Genomic DNA, 17585 nt, shown 5'->3' on the forward strand with positions numbered 1-17585 from the left:
TTGATTGATTGATGAATATTAATCGTTGCGATCAGCGACCGCTGTTCTTACTTTATGGAACCCTGTTTTCAAGGATTCGAAAATCTGCTCCCTGAATGTCCGATCAAGATCATTTTCGACCTCATCGAGCAAAGCCATGGCATCGACCTTACCCTGTTCATTAAAGATCTCTTCACTCAGGATTTCCCGTTGGGCCTGCCGCAATAAGGAATCTACTTCGGCGTCCGTTACTTGAAGGTCGGAACCTTCCAAAAGTTCGACCTGCACGGCCAATTCCGCTACTTTAGCGGCTATAAGATGTTCGGTTTTCAAGTCTAGGGTTTGGGAACTTCCATCCGAACTGACCCCTTCCGATAATGCAAATCGGGTTTCACGGTCAATTACCCCTTTGGTCGGAATTGCAGCAGGACCATCCTCTTTACGTAATTTTTCCTTATCCGATTCGGCGAAATTGTCTTCTTCCTTGATCGGCCTTATCAATACCGCTTCCTTTTTAGGATCATTGTTTAGTTCCCTTGGCGCTTCAACCACCTCGATTTCCGTCTTTATGGGCATGCGCTTTGACTTGAAAAAAAGCGCTGCTACCAACAACACCCCGATAAAAGCTGCCGCTACGCCATACCAAAAGAACGGATTCTTTTTTTTAGGGGCGACTTCCGGCAACTGCGCTGACAATATATCCCATGCACCTTCGGAAGGACGGATTTCCCGTTCATTCAAATGCTTTTTTATATGTTCTTCAAACTTATCGACTTCCATAACCTATAATATTTTGGTGCTGCAATCGCTCTTGCAATAATTTTCTCGCTTTGAACAATTGCGATTTTGAGGTGTTTTCCGAAATCCGTAAAAGTTCCGCGATTTCATGGTGCTTGTACCCTTCGACCACGTATAGGACAAAAACCATCCTATAGCCTTCGGGCAAGGCATCGATCAACATTTGAATATGCTCCACATCCAGATCTGTTGTCAGCGATTGCGTCCCCACTTCATTGCGTTCATACAAATCGTCATCATACACCACAAACTGTTGTTTTCTGATATAGGAGATACTTTCCCGAATCATTATCTTTCTGATCCATCCTTCGAAACTCCCTTTGAATTTATAAGAATCCAGATTTTTAAAGACCTTTAGAAAACCGTTGATCATCACATCCTCTGCAAAATGCAGGTCTTTTACATATTGCCTACAGACCCCCAACATTTTAGGTGAAAATTTCCCATAAATACACTGCTGCGCTTCCCGATTTCCCGCAGCTGCCCTTTTAATGAGTTGTTTCTCGTTCTTGTAAATTGGGATGATCTTCACACTAATCGGTTTGGCTTCTATAAAGATAGACGCAATAAAAGGGAAGATAGTTGCCTGAAAAAGAAATAATAATTGTTTTTTTTGACCAAACACCTAAATTACAGGCGTTAGAAAACTATTTTTTTCTATCAACCACGTAATTAACCATCAATTCCAAGGAATCCCGATAATTGGTTTGGGGATAGGTGAGTAATATATCGAGGGCCAGTCGCTTGAATTCGTGCATTTTGCGTTCAGCGTAGTCCAATCCCCCTTGGTCTTTTACAAATTGAATGACCTCCCTTACCCTTTTTTTATCGCGATTGTGGTTTTTTACGGAATTGATCAACCACTTTTTCTCCTTTTTGGAGCAATTATTGAGCGCATAAATCAACGGCAAGGTCATTTTCTGCTCCTTGATATCTATACCCGTGGGTTTACCGATCTGTTGATCACCATAATCAAATAGGTCATCTTTAATCTGAAAGGCCATACCGCAGTATTCCCCGAATTTCCTGAAAGTTTCCACTTCTTCAGAATCAGGTTTGACCGAGCAGGCTCCCATACTACAGCAGGCAGCGATCAATGTTGCGGTTTTTTGACGTATGATATCGTAATAGACATCCTCTACAATATCCAATCTTCTGGCTTTCTCTATCTGCAACAGTTCCCCCTCACTCATTTCACGTACGGCCACGGAAATGATACGAAGCAAATCAAAATCGCCGTGATCCAAGGACAGCAACAATCCCTTGGAAAACAAATAGTCCCCGACAAGAACGGCAATCTTGTTCTTCCATAAGGCATTTATTGAGAAGAACCCCCGTCGTTTGTTACTTTCATCCACCACATCGTCATGAACCAAACTTGCGGTATGGATAAGCTCTATTATCGATGCCCCCCGATACGTCCGTTCATTGACTTCCCCATTATTCAGAAGTTTTGCGGTCAAGAAAACGAACATAGGCCGCATTTGCTTCCCCTTGCGGTTAACGATGTAATAGGTAATTCGGTTCAACAGGGCGACTTTCGAAGACATGGAGTCTCGGAACTTATTCTCAAAAAGTTCCATTTCCCGAATAACGGGATCTTTTATTTGGGCAACTATTTTCAAGTAATAGGGTTTATTGTCTTACCTGGTTTGGCGGTTAAATTTAGGGAAAAAATCGAGGTAAACAGAAAATTCAAAATTTTGCATGCAGAATTTCTAGGACTTATTCGCCAACTGACCACAGGCAGCGTCGATATCCTTGCCCCGGGAACGTCTAACGGTTACCGTTATCCCCCTTCGTTCCAAGGTGGTTACATACATCTCGATGGCCTTATCATTGGCTTGTTGGAATTCCCCGTCATCGATGGGATTATATTCGATCAAATTTACCTTTGAAGGGGCAAAGCGGCAGAATTGGACCAAGGCATCGGCATCTTTTTGGGCATCATTGATCCCTTTCCAAACCACATATTCGTATGTTATCCTATTTTTGGTTTTCCCATACCAATATTGAAGGGCCTCCCTAAGGTCTGCCAAGTTCATCTGGGCATTAAAAGGCATTATCGAAGTACGGATCTCATCTATCGCGGAATGTAAAGACACGGCAAGGTTGAACTTTACGCCTTCATCGGCCATTTTCTTGATCATTCTTGGAACACCCGACGTGGATACCGTGATTCTTTTGGGCGACATGCCCAAACCTTCAGGGGAGGTTATTTTTTCTATCGCCTTCAATACGTTTTTATAATTCATCAAAGGCTCCCCCATGCCCATGAACACGATATTACTCAACGGACGATCAAAATACAAACGACTTTCGTTATCTATGGCGACCACCTGATCGTAAATCTCGTCTGGATTCAAATTACGCATGCGCTTTAACCTGGCCGTGGCACAGAATTTACAGTCCAAACTACATCCCACTTGACTGGACACACAGGCGGTTGTCCTGGTCTTTGTCGGAATAAGTACGGACTCGACGACTAAATCATCGTGTAGACGAACGGCATTCTTAATCGTGCCATCCGAACTCCGTTGCATTAGATCCACCTTAATGTGGTTGATCACAAAATTAGCGTTCAATAAGTCCCGGGTCTCTTTCGAAATATTGGTCATTACTTCAAAGGTATGGGCAGATTTTTGCCATAGCCATTCATAGACCTGATTACCCCTGAATGCCTTATCCCCACTTTTCACGAAAAAATCGCGGAGCTGCTCCAAGGTCAATGCCCTTATATCCTTCTTACTGGTTTTTTCCTCCATTTCATTTAGGCAATAAAAAATCCCACAGTATTTTCAAATCGATAAAGTGGGATTTTACATTTCGGTAATTTCAAAATCCCCATCACTTAGGAGATCGTTATAAGTCTATAAAATCAACATGGCATCCCCATAAGAATAAAACTTATAGTTCTCCAATATGGCTTCTTTATAAGCCCTTTTCATTAAATCGTGGCCAATAAAAGCAGATACCATCATCATCAACGTTGATTTTGGCAAATGGAAATTGGTTATCATACACGTAGCAATACTGAAATCATAAGGTGGGAAAATGAATTTGTTCGTCCACCCATTAAAGGTATTCAATGTTCTCTCCGAAGAAACGGCACTTTCCAAACCACGCATGGCAGTAGTACCAACGGCACATACTTTTTTCTTGTTCGTTTTGGCGGCATTGACTATTTCAGTCGCTTTTTCATCAATGATCAGCTCCTCACTGTCCATCTTATGCTTTGAAAGGTCCTCTACCTCGACCGGATTGAACGTACCCAGACCAACATGCAAGGTAACCTCCGCGAAATCGATGCCTTTTATCTCCAATCGCTTTAATAGATGCCTGGAGAAATGGAGTCCGGCCGTAGGTGCCGCAACAGCCCCTTCATGCTTGGCATAAATGGTCTGGTAACGTTCCTCATCTTCTGGCTGAACCTCCCTTTTAATATACTTTGGCAATGGGGTCTCTCCCAATTCGCGAAGTTTTCTTCTAAAATCAGAATAAGAACCGTCGTATAAAAAACGCAATGTTCTTCCTCTTGAAGTCGTATTGTCTATAACTTCTGCGACCAAACTTTCATCTTCCCCGAAATACAGTTTATTCCCAATACGTATTTTTCGCGCGGGATCGACCAAGACATCCCAAAGACGTTGTTCTTCATTAAGCTCCCTTAAAAGGAACACTTCGATACGTGCACCTGTTTTTTCCTTATTACCATACAATCTGGCTGGGAAAACTTTGGTATTGTTCAATACCATCACATCACCTTCATCAAAATAATCGATCAGGTCCTTGAACATTCTATGCTCTATTTTTCCTGTCTCCCTGTGAATGACCATTAATTTGGATTCGTCCCTGTTTTCAGAAGGATACTCGGCCAATAACTCTTTTGGAAGTTCAAAATTGAAGTGTGATAATTTCATATGGTGTACGTGTTGTAAATTTTATTAGCAAAATTTTGCGGATGCAAATATACGACCTTGAGATAGGGGTTGTCAAGTAAAACAATGATTAAATGACAACTACAACTCTTGGAGCTGAAACCCCAAATGCTTTAAGTCGTCCCAAAAATCGGGATAGGATTTTGAAACCACCTCGGCATCATTGACTGCAAATGAAGTTTTTAAGGCCAATGGGGCAAAGGCCATAGCCATTCTATGGTCATTATACGTGTCAACAGCCACCCCCGATTTCAAATTGTCGGCAGGCTCTAAATGGAGTGACTTGTCCGTTACGGCAACATGGGCCCCGAATTTTGATAGCTCGGCCTGCATGGCCAGCAACCTATCGGTCTCCTTGATCTTTAGGGTATGTAGCCCTGTCAATTCGCAACCCATGGCCAACCCAAGACAGGTAACCGCTATGGTCTGTGCAATATCAGGGGCATTGGCCAAATCGAAGTACACTGTCTCCTGCTGAGGGTTTCGCTCTTTTTTCAGAATGATCTTATGTTCTTGGTACGTTGTTTCAACCCCAAAATCCTTATAGATTTCAGCAAGGACACTGTCGCCCTGAAGGCTTTCTTTTTTGTACGAACCCAATTCGATAACAGATCCTACTTCACTCAAGGCAACAATACTGTAGAAATAGGAAGCGGAACTCCAATCCGATTCAACAACCAAGGTAATGGGGTCAACCTTTTGTTTTGGGGAAACCTTTATGGTATTCCCGATGAAAGATGTGGTCACCCCAATTTGATTGAGTAAACCCAAGGTCATTTTTATATACGGAACGGAAGTTATTTTTCCTATCAATTCCATTTCAAGACCATTTTCCAAACTCGGGGCTATCAAGAGCAATGAGGAAATATATTGACTGCTGATGTCCGCAGGAAGACGAACACTGTTTTTCGTTAAATTCTTTCCTTGTATTTTGATGGGTGGATAGCCTTCTTCATTTTGATATTCGATATCGGCCCCCAAACCCCTAAGGGCATCCACCAAAACCTTTACAGGTCTTTCGGTCATTCGTTTGGAACCCGTCAACACCACATGCTTCCCTTCTTGGGAAGCGAAATAGCCGGTCAAGAAACGCATTGCCGTACCCGCATGGTGTATATCAACCGTACCATTCTCGATGGCCAGCCCTTTTTTCATGACCACGGCATCATCGGAATTGGAACTGTTTCGTATGGAAATATCGGGATATAGGGCTTGCAATAAAAATGACCTATTCGATTCGCTCTTCGAACCCGTGATTTGGATACTGGACGTTAATAAATGCTTTGACGGACCAATTAGGTGTAACTTCAAGTTGTATCGTTTTTATAGAAGGATCAAATATACTATTATTTGAGTTTTTCGTTATTATGATGCCTATCGTGGTCCCTTTTGGTCTTTATGGCCATTTTTTTATCAAAAGCAGCCTCAAGGTCTACCCCGGTTTGATTGGCAAGACATAAAACCACGAAAAGAACATCTGCAAGTTCTTCGCCAAGGTCTTTGTCTTTATCGGACGCTTTTTCACTTTGCTCCCCGTATCTACGGGCGATGATCCGTGCGACCTCCCCTACTTCCTCGGTAAGTTGGGCCATATTGGTCAGTTCATTGAAATAACGCACCCCGTGCTCCTTGATCCAATTATCTACCTCCTGTTGTGCTTTCTGTATTCCCATTATTCTTTATTTTTTGTATCGATAATAATCGTCACAGGGCCATCGTTCAATAAGTCGACTTTCATATCCGCCCCAAAAATACCGGTACCCACTTCCTTACCCAGGTCGGTCTGAAACCTTTGCACGAATTTCTTATATAAGGGTATCGAAACATCGGACTTGGCCGCCTTGATATAGGAAGGCCTATTTCCTTTTTTGGTCGAAGCTTGCAGGGTAAACTGGCTGACCACAATGGCATCCCCTTCTTTCTCCAACAACGATTTATTCATGACTTGGTTTTCATCATTGAAAATCCGAAGATTGACGATTTTACGGGAGAGCCATTCCACATCACTTTCATCATCTTCATACCCCACTCCCAATAGAATAAGTAGTCCGTCCCCTATTTTGGAGACCATTTCACCATTAACCGAAACACTTGCCCGAGAAACCCTTTGAATTACAGCCTTCATGACCCTACCCCTGCATTTTAATTTGAAATAATTTTATGGTTTTTCAAAGATATCAATTCTATAGGTATCGTCATCCCCGGTTACCATCTGTACATAACTCTTGTATCTGCTCCAGGCCACTTCATCATTTTCAAGCGCTTCTTTCACTGCACATTTGGGCTCATCCAAATGCAGGCAGTTATTGAATTTGCATCCGCTTTTGAGCTTGAAAAATTCAGGGAAATAGTCCCCTATTTCATCTTTTTCCATGTCAAAAATACCAAAGCCACGGATACCAGGGGTATCGATTATCTGGGCATCGAAACTTAAATCGAACATCTCGGCAAATGTCGTGGTATGTTGTCCTTGAAGATGCTGTTCGGATATTTCAGTGGTCTTAATCTGCAATGAAGGCTCTAAAGCGTTGATCAGCGTGGATTTTCCCACCCCGGAATTTCCGGAGAACATACTGGTCTTCCCGACCATCAATTCCTTTACCTTATCCACATTTTTTCCCGTTGTTGCAGAAAGCCCTATGCAGGTATAACCGATTTTCCGATAAAGGGCCGCCAAATACTTCACTTCCAACAACTCATCTTCATCATAACTGTCTATCTTATTGAAAAGAAGTATCGCCGGAATGTCATAAGCTTCCGCCGTAACTAAAAAACGATCGATAAAAATCGTATAGGTCTTGGGGTTCTTAAGGGTCACCAATAAAAAAACCTGATCTAGGTTTGCCGCTATGATGTGGGTCTGCTTCGAAAGTTTTACCGATTTTCTTACGATGTAATTTTTGCGGTCCTCGATTTCGGTAATAATCCCGATGGTCTCTTCATCGGCATTTTCCACCTCGAAAACAACATGATCCCCGACCGCTACGGGATTGGTACTTTTAATCCCTTTTATACGAAACTTGCCTTTTATACGGCATTCGAAAAAATCCCCATTAGTTGCTTTTACCGTGTACCAACTTCCCGTTGATTTATAAACAATACCCTTCATCAAATAGATTAAAAAAAAGAAATTGGTGCGATTTGAACAAAATAACGATTTTTCTGGCTAACAATTAATTTATCTTTACTTTATTAATAACCTATAACAAAATCAGTATTATGAAAAAAACCAATCTATTCGCTTGCCTAATATGCCTTATTACCTTTAGTCTAGGTGCCCAGGAATTCAAGGTGATTACCAGTGTAGAATCGATCGTACCCAATGGTTTGGGAAGATCACGGATCATCAGTGCCTTAGAGGACAAAGATTATAAGGAATTCTCAAGTGTACAGACCGAGGAGGACAATACCCGGAACAAATCGAAAAGAGAGGAAATCCGCGTTAAGAATTTTGAGGAAACCAAATTGCTGAATTTCTATAACCTAGGAGGTATCCGTTTCCAGAATATTGCTGCCAATGACGCCATTATCACTTCTAAGATAAACACAATGATCGCTGAGGGCTGGGAGTTGGCCTTCGTGACCAGTGCCGTTGAAAGTGAAGGGGGCAAAGGTGACGGACAAGGTATTTTCATTACGAGGTATATTTTTAAGCGATAAATAACAGCCCATAAAAAAGCCGGTTTTTTAACCGGCTTTTTTACCTCTTAATCCACGATATGGACCCTGCCACCGGCAAGGGTTTTTTTATTGACATCCTTGGGGCTGCCATATACATAAACATCGCCCCCTGCCCTTACGTTGATATCGACCTTTTCAGAAGCGAATACTTCAGCCTCACCTGCAGCGGTAATCTTTACATCGGTATTGGAGGTATGAAGTTTCCTGCCTTCAAAAACCCCACCCGTATTCAAAACGACCCATTGGTTTTTTGCCAATCCGGAAGCTTCGACAATGCCACCGGTCACGGCCCTTACTTCCAAATCAACGACATTCAAACCGGCTTTGATCCGGGCACCTTCCTGTGAACGTATTTCAAGATGGTCCTGTTCGATCAATTCGTTACAAACGATCTTGGCACCTTCATTACCGTCAATCACATCCAAACGCTTGTAAAACACCTCGATAAAGGTATCCTCCCCTGTAAATTTCTTATCCAACTGCATTCTTAATTTCAGCGTACCATCCGTATTCACGAATTTGATATCATAAACATTTTCACCTTTTATGACAATCTTATTTTCGTCCGATTTTATAAGATTCACTTCTATGAGATCGAAAACCTTTATTTTATTGAAATCCCCTACTTCTTTATCTATCATTCTTTGGGCCGATGCGGTCAGGCCAACCAGTATCGCAAAAAGGAAAAGTATTTTTTTCATCACTGTTCGTTTATTTTACCTAAAGATGCCCATGATCGGATAATGTTACAGTTTTCAAAAAAAAAAAAATCCTGATTTCTAAATCAGGATTTTTTTTTGCTAGCCTTGCATGATCTTTTCTTGATGATTGATGGACTCCTGGTGGATGGCCTTGAACATTCTAAGGACAAACTCCTCACTCAGCCCCTTAGATTCCCCTTCGAGGATCATACTGCCAAGAATGGAATTCCATCGGTTACTTTGCAGTACCGAAACATTCTTTTGCTTTTTAAGGGCTCCGATCCCGTCTGAAATCTTCATCCGCTTACCAAGCATATCGATCAATTGATTATCTATTATATCTATCTGGGCCCTAAGGTTACTCAACTTGCTATTGAATTCGGCCTCTTCATCGGATTCTTTACGGATGCGTAGATCTTTCATAATCTGTACAAGGGTTTTTGGTGTTACTTGCTGTGCAGCATCACTCCATGCATTATCGGGATCATAATGGGTCTCAATGATGAGTCCGTCAAAATTAAGATCCAATGCTGTTTGTGAAACGTCAAAGATCATATCCCTATTTCCTGTAATATGTGATGGATCATTGATCAATGGAAGGTCTGGGAATTTGGTCTGTAATTCAATGGCCAACTGCCATTCCGGAATATTCCTGTATTTCGATTTCTCGTAAGTGGAAAATCCCCTATGGATAACCCCCAGCTTCTTTATATTCTTGCTATGTAACCTTTCAACGGCCCCTAACCATAATGATAGATCCGGGTTTACGGGATTCTTGACCAACACGATCTTATCCGTTCCTTCCAGAGCATCCGCTATTTCCTGTACGATAAACGGACTTACCGTAGAACGGGCACCGATCCACAATAAATCGATATCGTGCTCCAAGGCCAATTCAACATGTGCTTTGTTCGCTACTTCGGTTGCGGTCTTTAAACCGGTTTCTTCCTTTACTTTCTGTAACCATTTAAGGCCCAAAGCGCCAACGCCCTCAAAATTACCAGGACGTGTTCTAGGTTTCCAAATACCGGCCCTATAGTAGTTTACATCGGTATCTTTAAGTTCGTGGGCTATTTTCAAGACTTGCTCTTCAGTTTCCGCGCTACATGGTCCTGCAATTACTAACGGATGATCTAGTCCCAAATCATCCAACCATGTTCTCATTTCTTTTGAATTCTCCATTTTACTTTCCTCTTATTTGTTCAAAGGTATTCCTTTTAATATTTCCTTGATTTTATTCGTATTGTTCATTTCATCATAAATGCCGGTATAGTCATCATTGAGCAACAATCGTTTAAACGCTTTCAGATTTTGGATATACTCGTCCAAAGATGCTACGACATTTTCTTTATTCTGCTCAAAGATGGGGGTCCACATGGCTGGCGAACTTTTTGCCAAACGCACCGTACTTTCAAATCCACTCCCCGCCATGTCAAAGATATCCCGTTCATTTCTTTCCTTATCAATTACCGTCTTCCCTAACATAAATGAACTTATATGTGACAAATGGGAAACATAGGCGATATGCTTATCGTGGGCCACGGGGTTCATATACCGTATTCTCATTCCAAGTTCCTGAAAGAGTCCCAAGGCCCTTTCCTGAAGTTTAAAGGCGGTTTTTTCAATCTCACAGATAATATTGGTCTTCCCAAGATACAAATTTTCAATGGCCGCGGACGGACCTGAAAATTCGGTACCCGCAATCGGATGGCATGCCAAGAAATTCCTCCGTTTGGGATGCGCGTCCAAACTTTTACATAAGGCTGCTTTGGTAGAGCCTGCATCGAAGACCACACAATCATCATTTACTTGATCCAATATTTTCGGCAGTTCTACCAACATGGCATTCACAGGAATACTTACGATTACGATATCTGCTGAAGGCAAGTCGGCATAACCGGCTTTATTATCGATTAAATCAAGGGCCATTGCCTCTTCCAGATGCGACACATTGGTATCTATGCCAAATATTTTAGCCTCGGGGTACTTCCGTTTTATATCCTTGGCCATGCTGCCCCCAATTAAACCAATACCGACTACGAATACATTCATTTCAAAACCTATCTAATGCAACTTTTATTTTTTCCTCCTTTACACAAAGTGAAAATCGAATATAACCTTCACCATTACTACCGAAAATCGTACCTGGGGCAATAAAGATATCCTTATCATAGAGCACCTTATCGATGAAATCCTCTGAAGCCAATGAATTTTCGGGCAATTTTGCCCAAACGAACATCCCCACGGCATTCTTGTCATAAGTACAGCCGAGTGCATCGGCCAATTCGAAGATCAGCTTCCTTCTACTTTGGTAAACCCCTTCCAAAGATTTAAACCAATCCTCCCCACTTTTCAATGCCGCAATGGCTCCTTTCTGAATTCCGTAGAACATTCCCGAATCCATATTGCTCTTTACCTTTAATACCGCATTGATATGGGCTTCATTACCAATGACCATACCCACGCGCCAACCGGCCATATTAAAGGTCTTACTCAAGGAATTCAATTCCAACGCCACTTCCTTTGCCCCATCGATGGCCAAAATACTGAAAGGTTCCTTATTGAGAACAAAACTATAGGGGTTATCGTTCACCAAAAGAATATCATTGTCCTTGGCGAATTGGACCAAACTTTTCAATTGTTCCCTGTTGGCCGTGGTCCCTGTAGGCATATGGGGGTAGCAGACCCACATTATCCTTACTTTTGACAAATCCTGTTGTCCCAAAGCTTCCAAATCGGGAAACCAACCATTTTCCGCATTCAGATCGTATTGCCTGGGGATGGCCCCTACCAACTTTGTTACCGAAGTATAGGTCGGGTAACCGGGATTGGGTATCAACACCTCATCCCCAACATTCAAAAAGGCCATACTGATATGCATAATCCCTTCTTTGGACCCCATTAGGGGTAAAATTTCGGTAAGGGGATCGGCAGCTACACCGAACTTTGTGTTATAAAAATCAGCAAATCCTTCCCTCAGTTCCGGCAATCCTTGATAACTCTGGTACTGATGCGCCCCTTGATCGGTCAATGAATCGGTAATGGCATTTATCACCGCTTCCGAAGGTGCCAGATCGGGACTTCCTATTCCCATATTGATTATCGGCTTACCCGCAGCAATGAGTCCACGTACCTCCCTCAACTTCTTGGAGAAGTAGTACTCTTCAACCGTTTTCAATCTATCGGCGGTTACTATCATATTCTTGCATTTTTATATTCCCCCAAAACCTTGAGATCATGGGACATGATTTTCAAGAGCGATTTTGCTTTTGCAAAATTATCATATTCATCAAAGGTCACATCAACAAAAAAGGCATATTTCCAAGGAGATTCGATTATTGGCAAGGATTGTATCTTCGTCAGGTTCAGATTGCAATCACTCATCACATTCAATACGGTTGCGAGACTGCCCCGTTTATGATCCGTAACAAAGCGCACCGAAGCCTTATTGATTTCATTTTTCGGCAACTCCTTGTTCTTCGTCTTTACGATAATGAATCGGGTCGAATTGTCTTTTATGGTCTGTATTTGAGGGGCGATGATCTCCAGGTGGTATAAATCGGCCGCCACTGCCGGGGCGATAGCCGCAATCCCCTTGAGTTGTTTATCGTGAATCTGTTTGGCGGTCTCCGCAGTATCCACATCCTCTACCATTTTTATATGCGGATAGGTCTTTAAAAATTCACGGCATTGCAAGAGGGCCATGGGATGGGAACGCACCTCGGAAATTTCTTGGATCGATTGCCCTTCCAACGCCATTAAATTATGATTGATGTTCAGATAGTACTCCCCGATAATGTGAAGGTTTTTATCATTGACAAGGGCATAATTCGGGATTATGGATCCCGCGATGGAGTTTTCAATGGCCATTACCCCTTTATCCGCCGTGGCATCCAACAAGCAGTCGACCAAGTTATGAAACGACATGCACTCTACGAGTTCACATGTGTCATTAAAATAATCCAAGGCTACCTGATGATGGTTAGACCCTTTGATTCCCTGTATGGCTATCTTTAAACCCATTTTTTTTCCATTGGTTATATGTAACCGACATTTTTTTAACAAAAAAAGTCCCGTTTTTCACGGGACTCAATGTTATATTTTTTGTTTGCAATACACTACAACAGTCCCGTTTCCTTCCTAAAAAAGAAGAAAAAATAAAAACCGTTATAGAAATACTGCTTTCTCATTATCTTGAAAATCTGCGGCTAAGGTAATTATTAAATTTAAAAAACTAATTCAAAGTCTATCTTTTTTTTATTTTTTTCTGAAAAAACTGCTATTGCGCTGTTTTTTACGATGATAAACCCGATTTTATTGGCAATCGCTTAACATTATCGCCACCGATTTATCCAACACATCCTGTATTCTTGGGTTCGTACAATTGGTCAGGATGGAAAAAACCATCCCCTCATTGGGGTAGATGAACAAATTGGAATAGCCTCCAACCCCATTCCCTATATGGCCAAAATACGATCGGCCCTCCGCATCCTGGCTTACCTGCCAACCCAAACCGTAGTAAGTGGATGCGCCATTTATTTTTTGGGCCGTTAAAAATTCGGAGACCAACGCATCGCCCAATACCCCTTCTTTTAAATAGGCCTGACCGAACTTGGCTATATCATCTGCGGTTGACAAATAACCGCCACCAGCAATTTTATACCGATTATTTACCGGTATCGCCTTATAAAACCCCGATTTTCTTCGGGAATAGAATTCAACCAAATGGCGATCACCCTTTCCCATTTCCACTCGATCCCTGGATATACCATTTTCCCCAAACGTATTGGAAAGTCCTAAAGGCACCAATACCTTTTCCTTTACATAGTCCTCAAAAGGCACCCCGCTGGCCTCCTGCATGGCCAATGATATCAGTACCCAATCATAACTGTTATACTGATAACCGGTTCCCGGTTTAAAAAGCAGGTCATCATCCTTGAAGATCCTTAAGCCATCCTTGATGGTATAGGGCTCATCCAACCCATATTCCCTTCCTTTATACCCTCGGATCCCTGCGGTGTGGCCGGCCAATTGACGAATGGTAAAATCATGTTCTTTCTTCGGAAAGTAGGGCACATAATCGTATAGGGAAGCATCCAGATCAATAGTCCCTTCCTTCACCATATGAACCAGGGCCGTTGCCGCAATGTTTTTCGAAATACTGGCTATCCTGAACACGGTGTGTCGGGGATCTACTTTTATCCCTGCTTCCAAATCCGCATATCCGTAGCCTTTTTGATACCATATTCCACCATTCTTACGTACGGTAATTGCCAAACCGGGTACCCTCTTTTCGGTAATCAGCGCATTGAGCAGATCATCGACTTCCTCCAGCCTTTTTAAGGGCCTTTCCTGCGATGGTCCACTTATGGGTATCCATAGATTTTTCAGATATGCGATAAAGGATTTCAAATCACCAAACTATTATACACCCGGCAAAGTAGCTTCTTCTTTGATCGGGCTTCAACAGAAGACCTAAAGGTACTTTTTCCTGGCTTCAATCCATAAAAATAAGCTTTCCGGTATACAATTCCTCAACCTCTATGGTGTCGGGTTCGTTATACCCTATAACATCCCCAGTGCCGCGAATTACACCCGAAATGGATTCTTGCGGATTTACTTGGATATCATTCGTGCCGCGATGGTTCAATATTACGGAATTTGCCATTAGGTTTTCCGCTTCAATCCTGGAATCCCCGGCTGCCACCGTAATGTTAATACTATTCGAAGTGCCTTTCAATTTAAAATAGGCAATACCGTTTGTCAAAATCACCAGACTTTCGGAATCCACTTCCAAGTCGAATTCCCCGTCCGTGGTTTCCATGTCCGGATCTGTATAACTTTCGGAATACAAGGTAAGGTCTTCGTAACTTAAAACCCCATCACTGCTTATCGACAACCCGGTATTACTCCTGATTTCGGTTATATTGGGGGATGTTACATATACTTTGGTAACGCCGTAATCCCTAAAAAGGTTACAACCATTGTCATTGCTTAAGAGCAAACGGCCATCAACGACCTCTGCGGTAATTTCATCCATAAGGAATTCCCCCGTTTCAATTTCAACCTTTTGGGTATCCCCTTGTTTCAAGATGAGACTTACCTTTTCAAGTACGGTTATCTTGGTGAATTCGGATACCTCGATTTCATTACGTACGATATCACCCGTTTCCTGAATGCAATCCGGGGCATTTTCACTATTGCAGGAAAAAAAGAAAAACACGCATAAGAGCAAGCCCTGCCTCCCTATATTCCAGGAGTGCTTCTTCGGTAAAACTTTTTTGCTTCGCATTTTCAATGTCCTGTCTTTTATAATCTGACCCCCACCCCAAACTCAACAGCCTCTGCCTTGGCTCCATGTGATTTTAGGGTTATGGCCCCAAATATCGTATTTCCAAAATATCTTTTCAACCCAATCCGATTGTACATTCGCCCTTCAAAATCAAAAGGATAATACACGTAATATCCCAATTGCGTTACCACCGACATTTTATTGATGAACAGTTCATGTCCAACAAATACCCCAACCCGCCTATAGTCATCATCGGCAGAAACCCCATTTTCAGGGAAGGAAATAGACTGGTAACGGATCAACTCCTTTAAAAATCGGGAGAAAAAGACATCCCCTCCGATTTGGATCGCACTCTTTCTCCCGATGCGTTTATCGGCATAGGCCGAAACGATATAAAAGGGATACTGCCCCATATCAATGACATCGCTCTCATTCAATCCGGCCCTGAAAACCAAATTGTATCGCATCGGTTCCGTAACCCTTTCCTTTTCCCGCTTGGGCAAAAAAGCCATTTCCTGTCCCCCATCCAAATCGTATATCAGACCAGCGTTCAAAGCAAAGGTATTGGTAGAGGTATTGGGGGCCTTGAAATTGGCATTTGAATAGTGAACCAATGAAATCCCCACCTTAAAGCCCAATCCTTTAAATAGATTCTCTTTATGGTAATTCAACATCAAATATGTGGAACTTAACAAATGGGAGCCATAGGCATTGTTCCTGAAATTATCGTATTTGTCGTAGGGGTCGGTATTGTAGGCTACGCCCTGTCCTATCCGAAACTGCATCAGCCGCCTAAAGAAGTAAAAGTTATAATGGGCATAAATACCATAATTATCCCCCAGGGTGCCATTATTCATGTTTTGATAGATGAACGATGCCCCGATATCGGGATAATTGAATTCTTCCTGCCAAGTTTCATCCCCATACGTTTTTCGGTTATAGCTCAATATAATTCCGGCCGGATGGTTCGAAATAAGATGCGATATATCGGTATTATGGAGCAATACCGAACCATAAAACTGGTTAAAGTCCATCGTATATTTTTTGACTTTTCCACTGTCTTGGGAAAAACCGATCGAACATACAAATAGAATAACGGGGAGCAACCTATGGTTTATCAAGGGCAAAAGAAATTAAAATGCTTATGCAGGGCACGAAGTTAATACATTTGTTTACACATTGGCGGTAAGACGGCCTTTGAATTAAAAACAATAATTTAAAACACCTCTCTTGCAATGGCGTGTATATTATCCGATTTACCCATAGAATAATAATGTAAAACCGGCACCCCGGCCGCTTTCAACTCTTTTGATTGCTGAATGGCCCATTCCACACCAACTTGACGAACGGCCTTGTTATCCGAACACGCATCAACGGCATCGATCAAATCCTGGGGAAGATCTATACGAAAAACCTGGGGCAATAACTGCAGGTGTCTTTTGACCGCCATCGGCTTAATCCCGGGAATGATCGGAACGGTAATTCCCATTTCCCTTGCTGCTGCCACGAATTGAAAATACTTTTGATTATCAAAGAACATTTGGGTCACCACATAATCCGCACCGGCATCGACTTTCTGCTTCAACCGCTTAAGATCTGACTGTAGGGATGGGGCCTCCAAATGCTTTTCAGGATACCCGGCCACCCCAATACAAAAATCGGCATGATCGTCGTTTTCGATCATTTCGTGCAGATATTTCCCCTGATTCAGGTTATGGATCTGTTCTACCAAATTCACGGCATAGGCATGCCCGCCTTTTGTAGGTTCGAAATATTTCTGTTCACTTCGGGCGTCGCCCCGTAAGGCCATCACATTTTCAATTCCCAGGTAATGGCAATCGATCAACACATATTCGGTTTCCTCTTTGGTAAACCCACCGCACAGGATATGTGGAACGGTATCGACTTGATACTTATGTTTTATAGAAGCACAGATACCAACGGTACCCGGGCGCATACGGGTCAACTTCTTATCCAACAGCCCGTCACGATCAATATAAATATATTCTTCCCGTGAAGTGGTCACATCAATAAAAGGTGGTTTGAACTCGATCAAAGGATCGATATTGTTATACAACTCCTGTATGCTTCTTCCTTTTACCGGTGGAATCAATTCAAAAGAGAACAAAGTCTCACCTTTGGCATTCTTAATATGTTCTGTTACTTTCATTTATACTGCACTTATGGTATATTGTT

Annotated in this window: 19 protein-coding genes; 1 reads left to right on the forward strand and 18 read right to left on the reverse strand. The window is 42.2% G+C overall.

Annotated elements, in window-relative coordinates:
- Positions 1-18: 18 nt before the first annotated feature.
- From PHU20_RS17635 to rsgA, 9 genes are all read right to left on the reverse strand, one after another.
- The gene (locus tag PHU20_RS17635) at positions 19-759 is read right to left on the reverse strand and encodes a hypothetical protein (RefSeq protein ID WP_274826730.1); all 741 of its coding nucleotides are present in this window, start codon (positions 757-759) and stop codon (positions 19-21) included.
- Positions 746-1309, reverse strand: coding sequence for an RNA polymerase sigma factor (locus PHU20_RS17640; protein WP_274826731.1), 564 nt, complete (start codon positions 1307-1309; stop codon positions 746-748). The genes PHU20_RS17635 and PHU20_RS17640 overlap by 14 nt, the downstream gene beginning before the upstream one ends.
- 115 nt (positions 1310-1424) lie before the next feature.
- Positions 1425-2402 (reverse strand): polyprenyl synthetase family protein, encoded by a 978-nt coding sequence (locus PHU20_RS17645; protein WP_274826732.1) that lies wholly within the window; start codon positions 2400-2402, stop codon positions 1425-1427.
- A 93-nt stretch (positions 2403-2495) separates the two neighbouring features.
- Positions 2496-3542, reverse strand: coding sequence for a dual-specificity RNA methyltransferase RlmN (rlmN, locus tag PHU20_RS17650; protein ID WP_274826733.1), 1047 nt, complete (start codon positions 3540-3542; stop codon positions 2496-2498).
- A 105-nt stretch (positions 3543-3647) separates the two neighbouring features.
- Positions 3648-4697, reverse strand: a complete 1050-nt coding sequence (queA, locus tag PHU20_RS17655) for a tRNA preQ1(34) S-adenosylmethionine ribosyltransferase-isomerase QueA (RefSeq protein WP_274826734.1) — start codon at positions 4695-4697, stop codon at positions 3648-3650.
- A 99-nt stretch (positions 4698-4796) separates the two neighbouring features.
- On the reverse strand, positions 4797-6026 hold the full coding sequence (gene aroA, locus PHU20_RS17660) for a 3-phosphoshikimate 1-carboxyvinyltransferase (protein ID WP_274826735.1): 1230 nt from the start codon (positions 6024-6026) through the stop codon (positions 4797-4799).
- A 35-nt stretch (positions 6027-6061) separates the two neighbouring features.
- Positions 6062-6388 carry a nucleotide pyrophosphohydrolase gene (locus PHU20_RS17665; RefSeq protein WP_274826736.1) on the reverse strand — a complete coding sequence of 109 codons (327 nt, stop codon included), beginning with the start codon at positions 6386-6388 and terminating at the stop codon, positions 6062-6064.
- Positions 6388-6840 carry a D-aminoacyl-tRNA deacylase gene (gene dtd, locus PHU20_RS17670; protein WP_274826737.1) on the reverse strand — a complete coding sequence of 151 codons (453 nt, stop codon included), beginning with the start codon at positions 6838-6840 and terminating at the stop codon, positions 6388-6390. Before dtd ends, PHU20_RS17665 begins: the two co-directional genes overlap by 1 nt.
- Positions 6841-6873: 33 nt before the next feature.
- Entirely contained in the window at positions 6874-7824 is a 951-nt protein-coding gene (gene rsgA / locus PHU20_RS17675; protein WP_274826738.1) for a ribosome small subunit-dependent GTPase A, read from the reverse strand.
- Between the two features lie 110 nt (positions 7825-7934).
- On the opposite strand from rsgA, the gene PHU20_RS17680 reads away from it, so the two are divergent.
- Positions 7935-8375 carry a hypothetical protein gene (locus PHU20_RS17680; RefSeq protein WP_274826739.1) on the forward strand — a complete coding sequence of 147 codons (441 nt, stop codon included), beginning with the start codon at positions 7935-7937 and terminating at the stop codon, positions 8373-8375.
- Between the two features lie 47 nt (positions 8376-8422).
- Here PHU20_RS17680 and PHU20_RS17685 read toward each other — a convergent pair whose 3' ends face one another.
- The 9 genes from PHU20_RS17685 to metF all read right to left on the reverse strand — a co-directional run bounded on the left by PHU20_RS17685 (position 8423) and on the right by metF (position 17559).
- The gene (locus PHU20_RS17685; protein ID WP_274826740.1) at positions 8423-9097 is read right to left on the reverse strand and encodes a head GIN domain-containing protein; all 675 of its coding nucleotides are present in this window, start codon (positions 9095-9097) and stop codon (positions 8423-8425) included.
- A gap of 99 nt (positions 9098-9196) precedes the next feature.
- Positions 9197-10279 carry a bifunctional 3-deoxy-7-phosphoheptulonate synthase/chorismate mutase type II gene (locus PHU20_RS17690; RefSeq protein WP_274826741.1) on the reverse strand — a complete coding sequence of 361 codons (1083 nt, stop codon included), beginning with the start codon at positions 10277-10279 and terminating at the stop codon, positions 9197-9199.
- Positions 10280-10291: 12 nt separating this feature from the next.
- Positions 10292-11149 (reverse strand): prephenate dehydrogenase, encoded by an 858-nt coding sequence (locus PHU20_RS17695; protein ID WP_274826742.1) that lies wholly within the window; start codon positions 11147-11149, stop codon positions 10292-10294.
- Between the two features lies 1 nt (position 11150).
- Positions 11151-12296: a pyridoxal phosphate-dependent aminotransferase gene (locus tag PHU20_RS17700; RefSeq protein WP_274826743.1), complete on the reverse strand. Its 1146-nt coding sequence runs from the start codon at positions 12294-12296 to the stop codon at positions 11151-11153.
- A complete protein-coding gene (locus tag PHU20_RS17705) occupies positions 12293-13120 on the reverse strand; it encodes a prephenate dehydratase (protein ID WP_274826744.1) in 828 nt (275 codons plus the stop codon). The genes PHU20_RS17700 and PHU20_RS17705 overlap by 4 nt, the downstream gene beginning before the upstream one ends.
- Positions 13121-13411: 291 nt before the next feature.
- Positions 13412-14509 (reverse strand): serine hydrolase domain-containing protein, encoded by a 1098-nt coding sequence (locus PHU20_RS17710; RefSeq protein WP_274826745.1) that lies wholly within the window; start codon positions 14507-14509, stop codon positions 13412-13414.
- Between the two features lie 85 nt (positions 14510-14594).
- Positions 14595-15389, reverse strand: a complete 795-nt coding sequence (locus tag PHU20_RS17715; protein ID WP_274826746.1) for a head GIN domain-containing protein — start codon at positions 15387-15389, stop codon at positions 14595-14597.
- Between the two features lie 17 nt (positions 15390-15406).
- Positions 15407-16507, reverse strand: a complete 1101-nt coding sequence (locus tag PHU20_RS17720; RefSeq protein WP_420828688.1) for an acyloxyacyl hydrolase — start codon at positions 16505-16507, stop codon at positions 15407-15409.
- Positions 16508-16605: 98 nt separating this feature from the next.
- Positions 16606-17559: a methylenetetrahydrofolate reductase [NAD(P)H] gene (gene metF / locus PHU20_RS17725; protein ID WP_274826748.1), complete on the reverse strand. Its 954-nt coding sequence runs from the start codon at positions 17557-17559 to the stop codon at positions 16606-16608.
- Positions 17560-17585: the final 26 nt, after the last annotated feature.

The sequence above is a fragment of the Maribacter polysaccharolyticus genome (genome assembly GCF_028882255.1).
Lineage (GTDB): Bacteria > Bacteroidota > Bacteroidia > Flavobacteriales > Flavobacteriaceae > Maribacter_A > Maribacter_A polysaccharolyticus.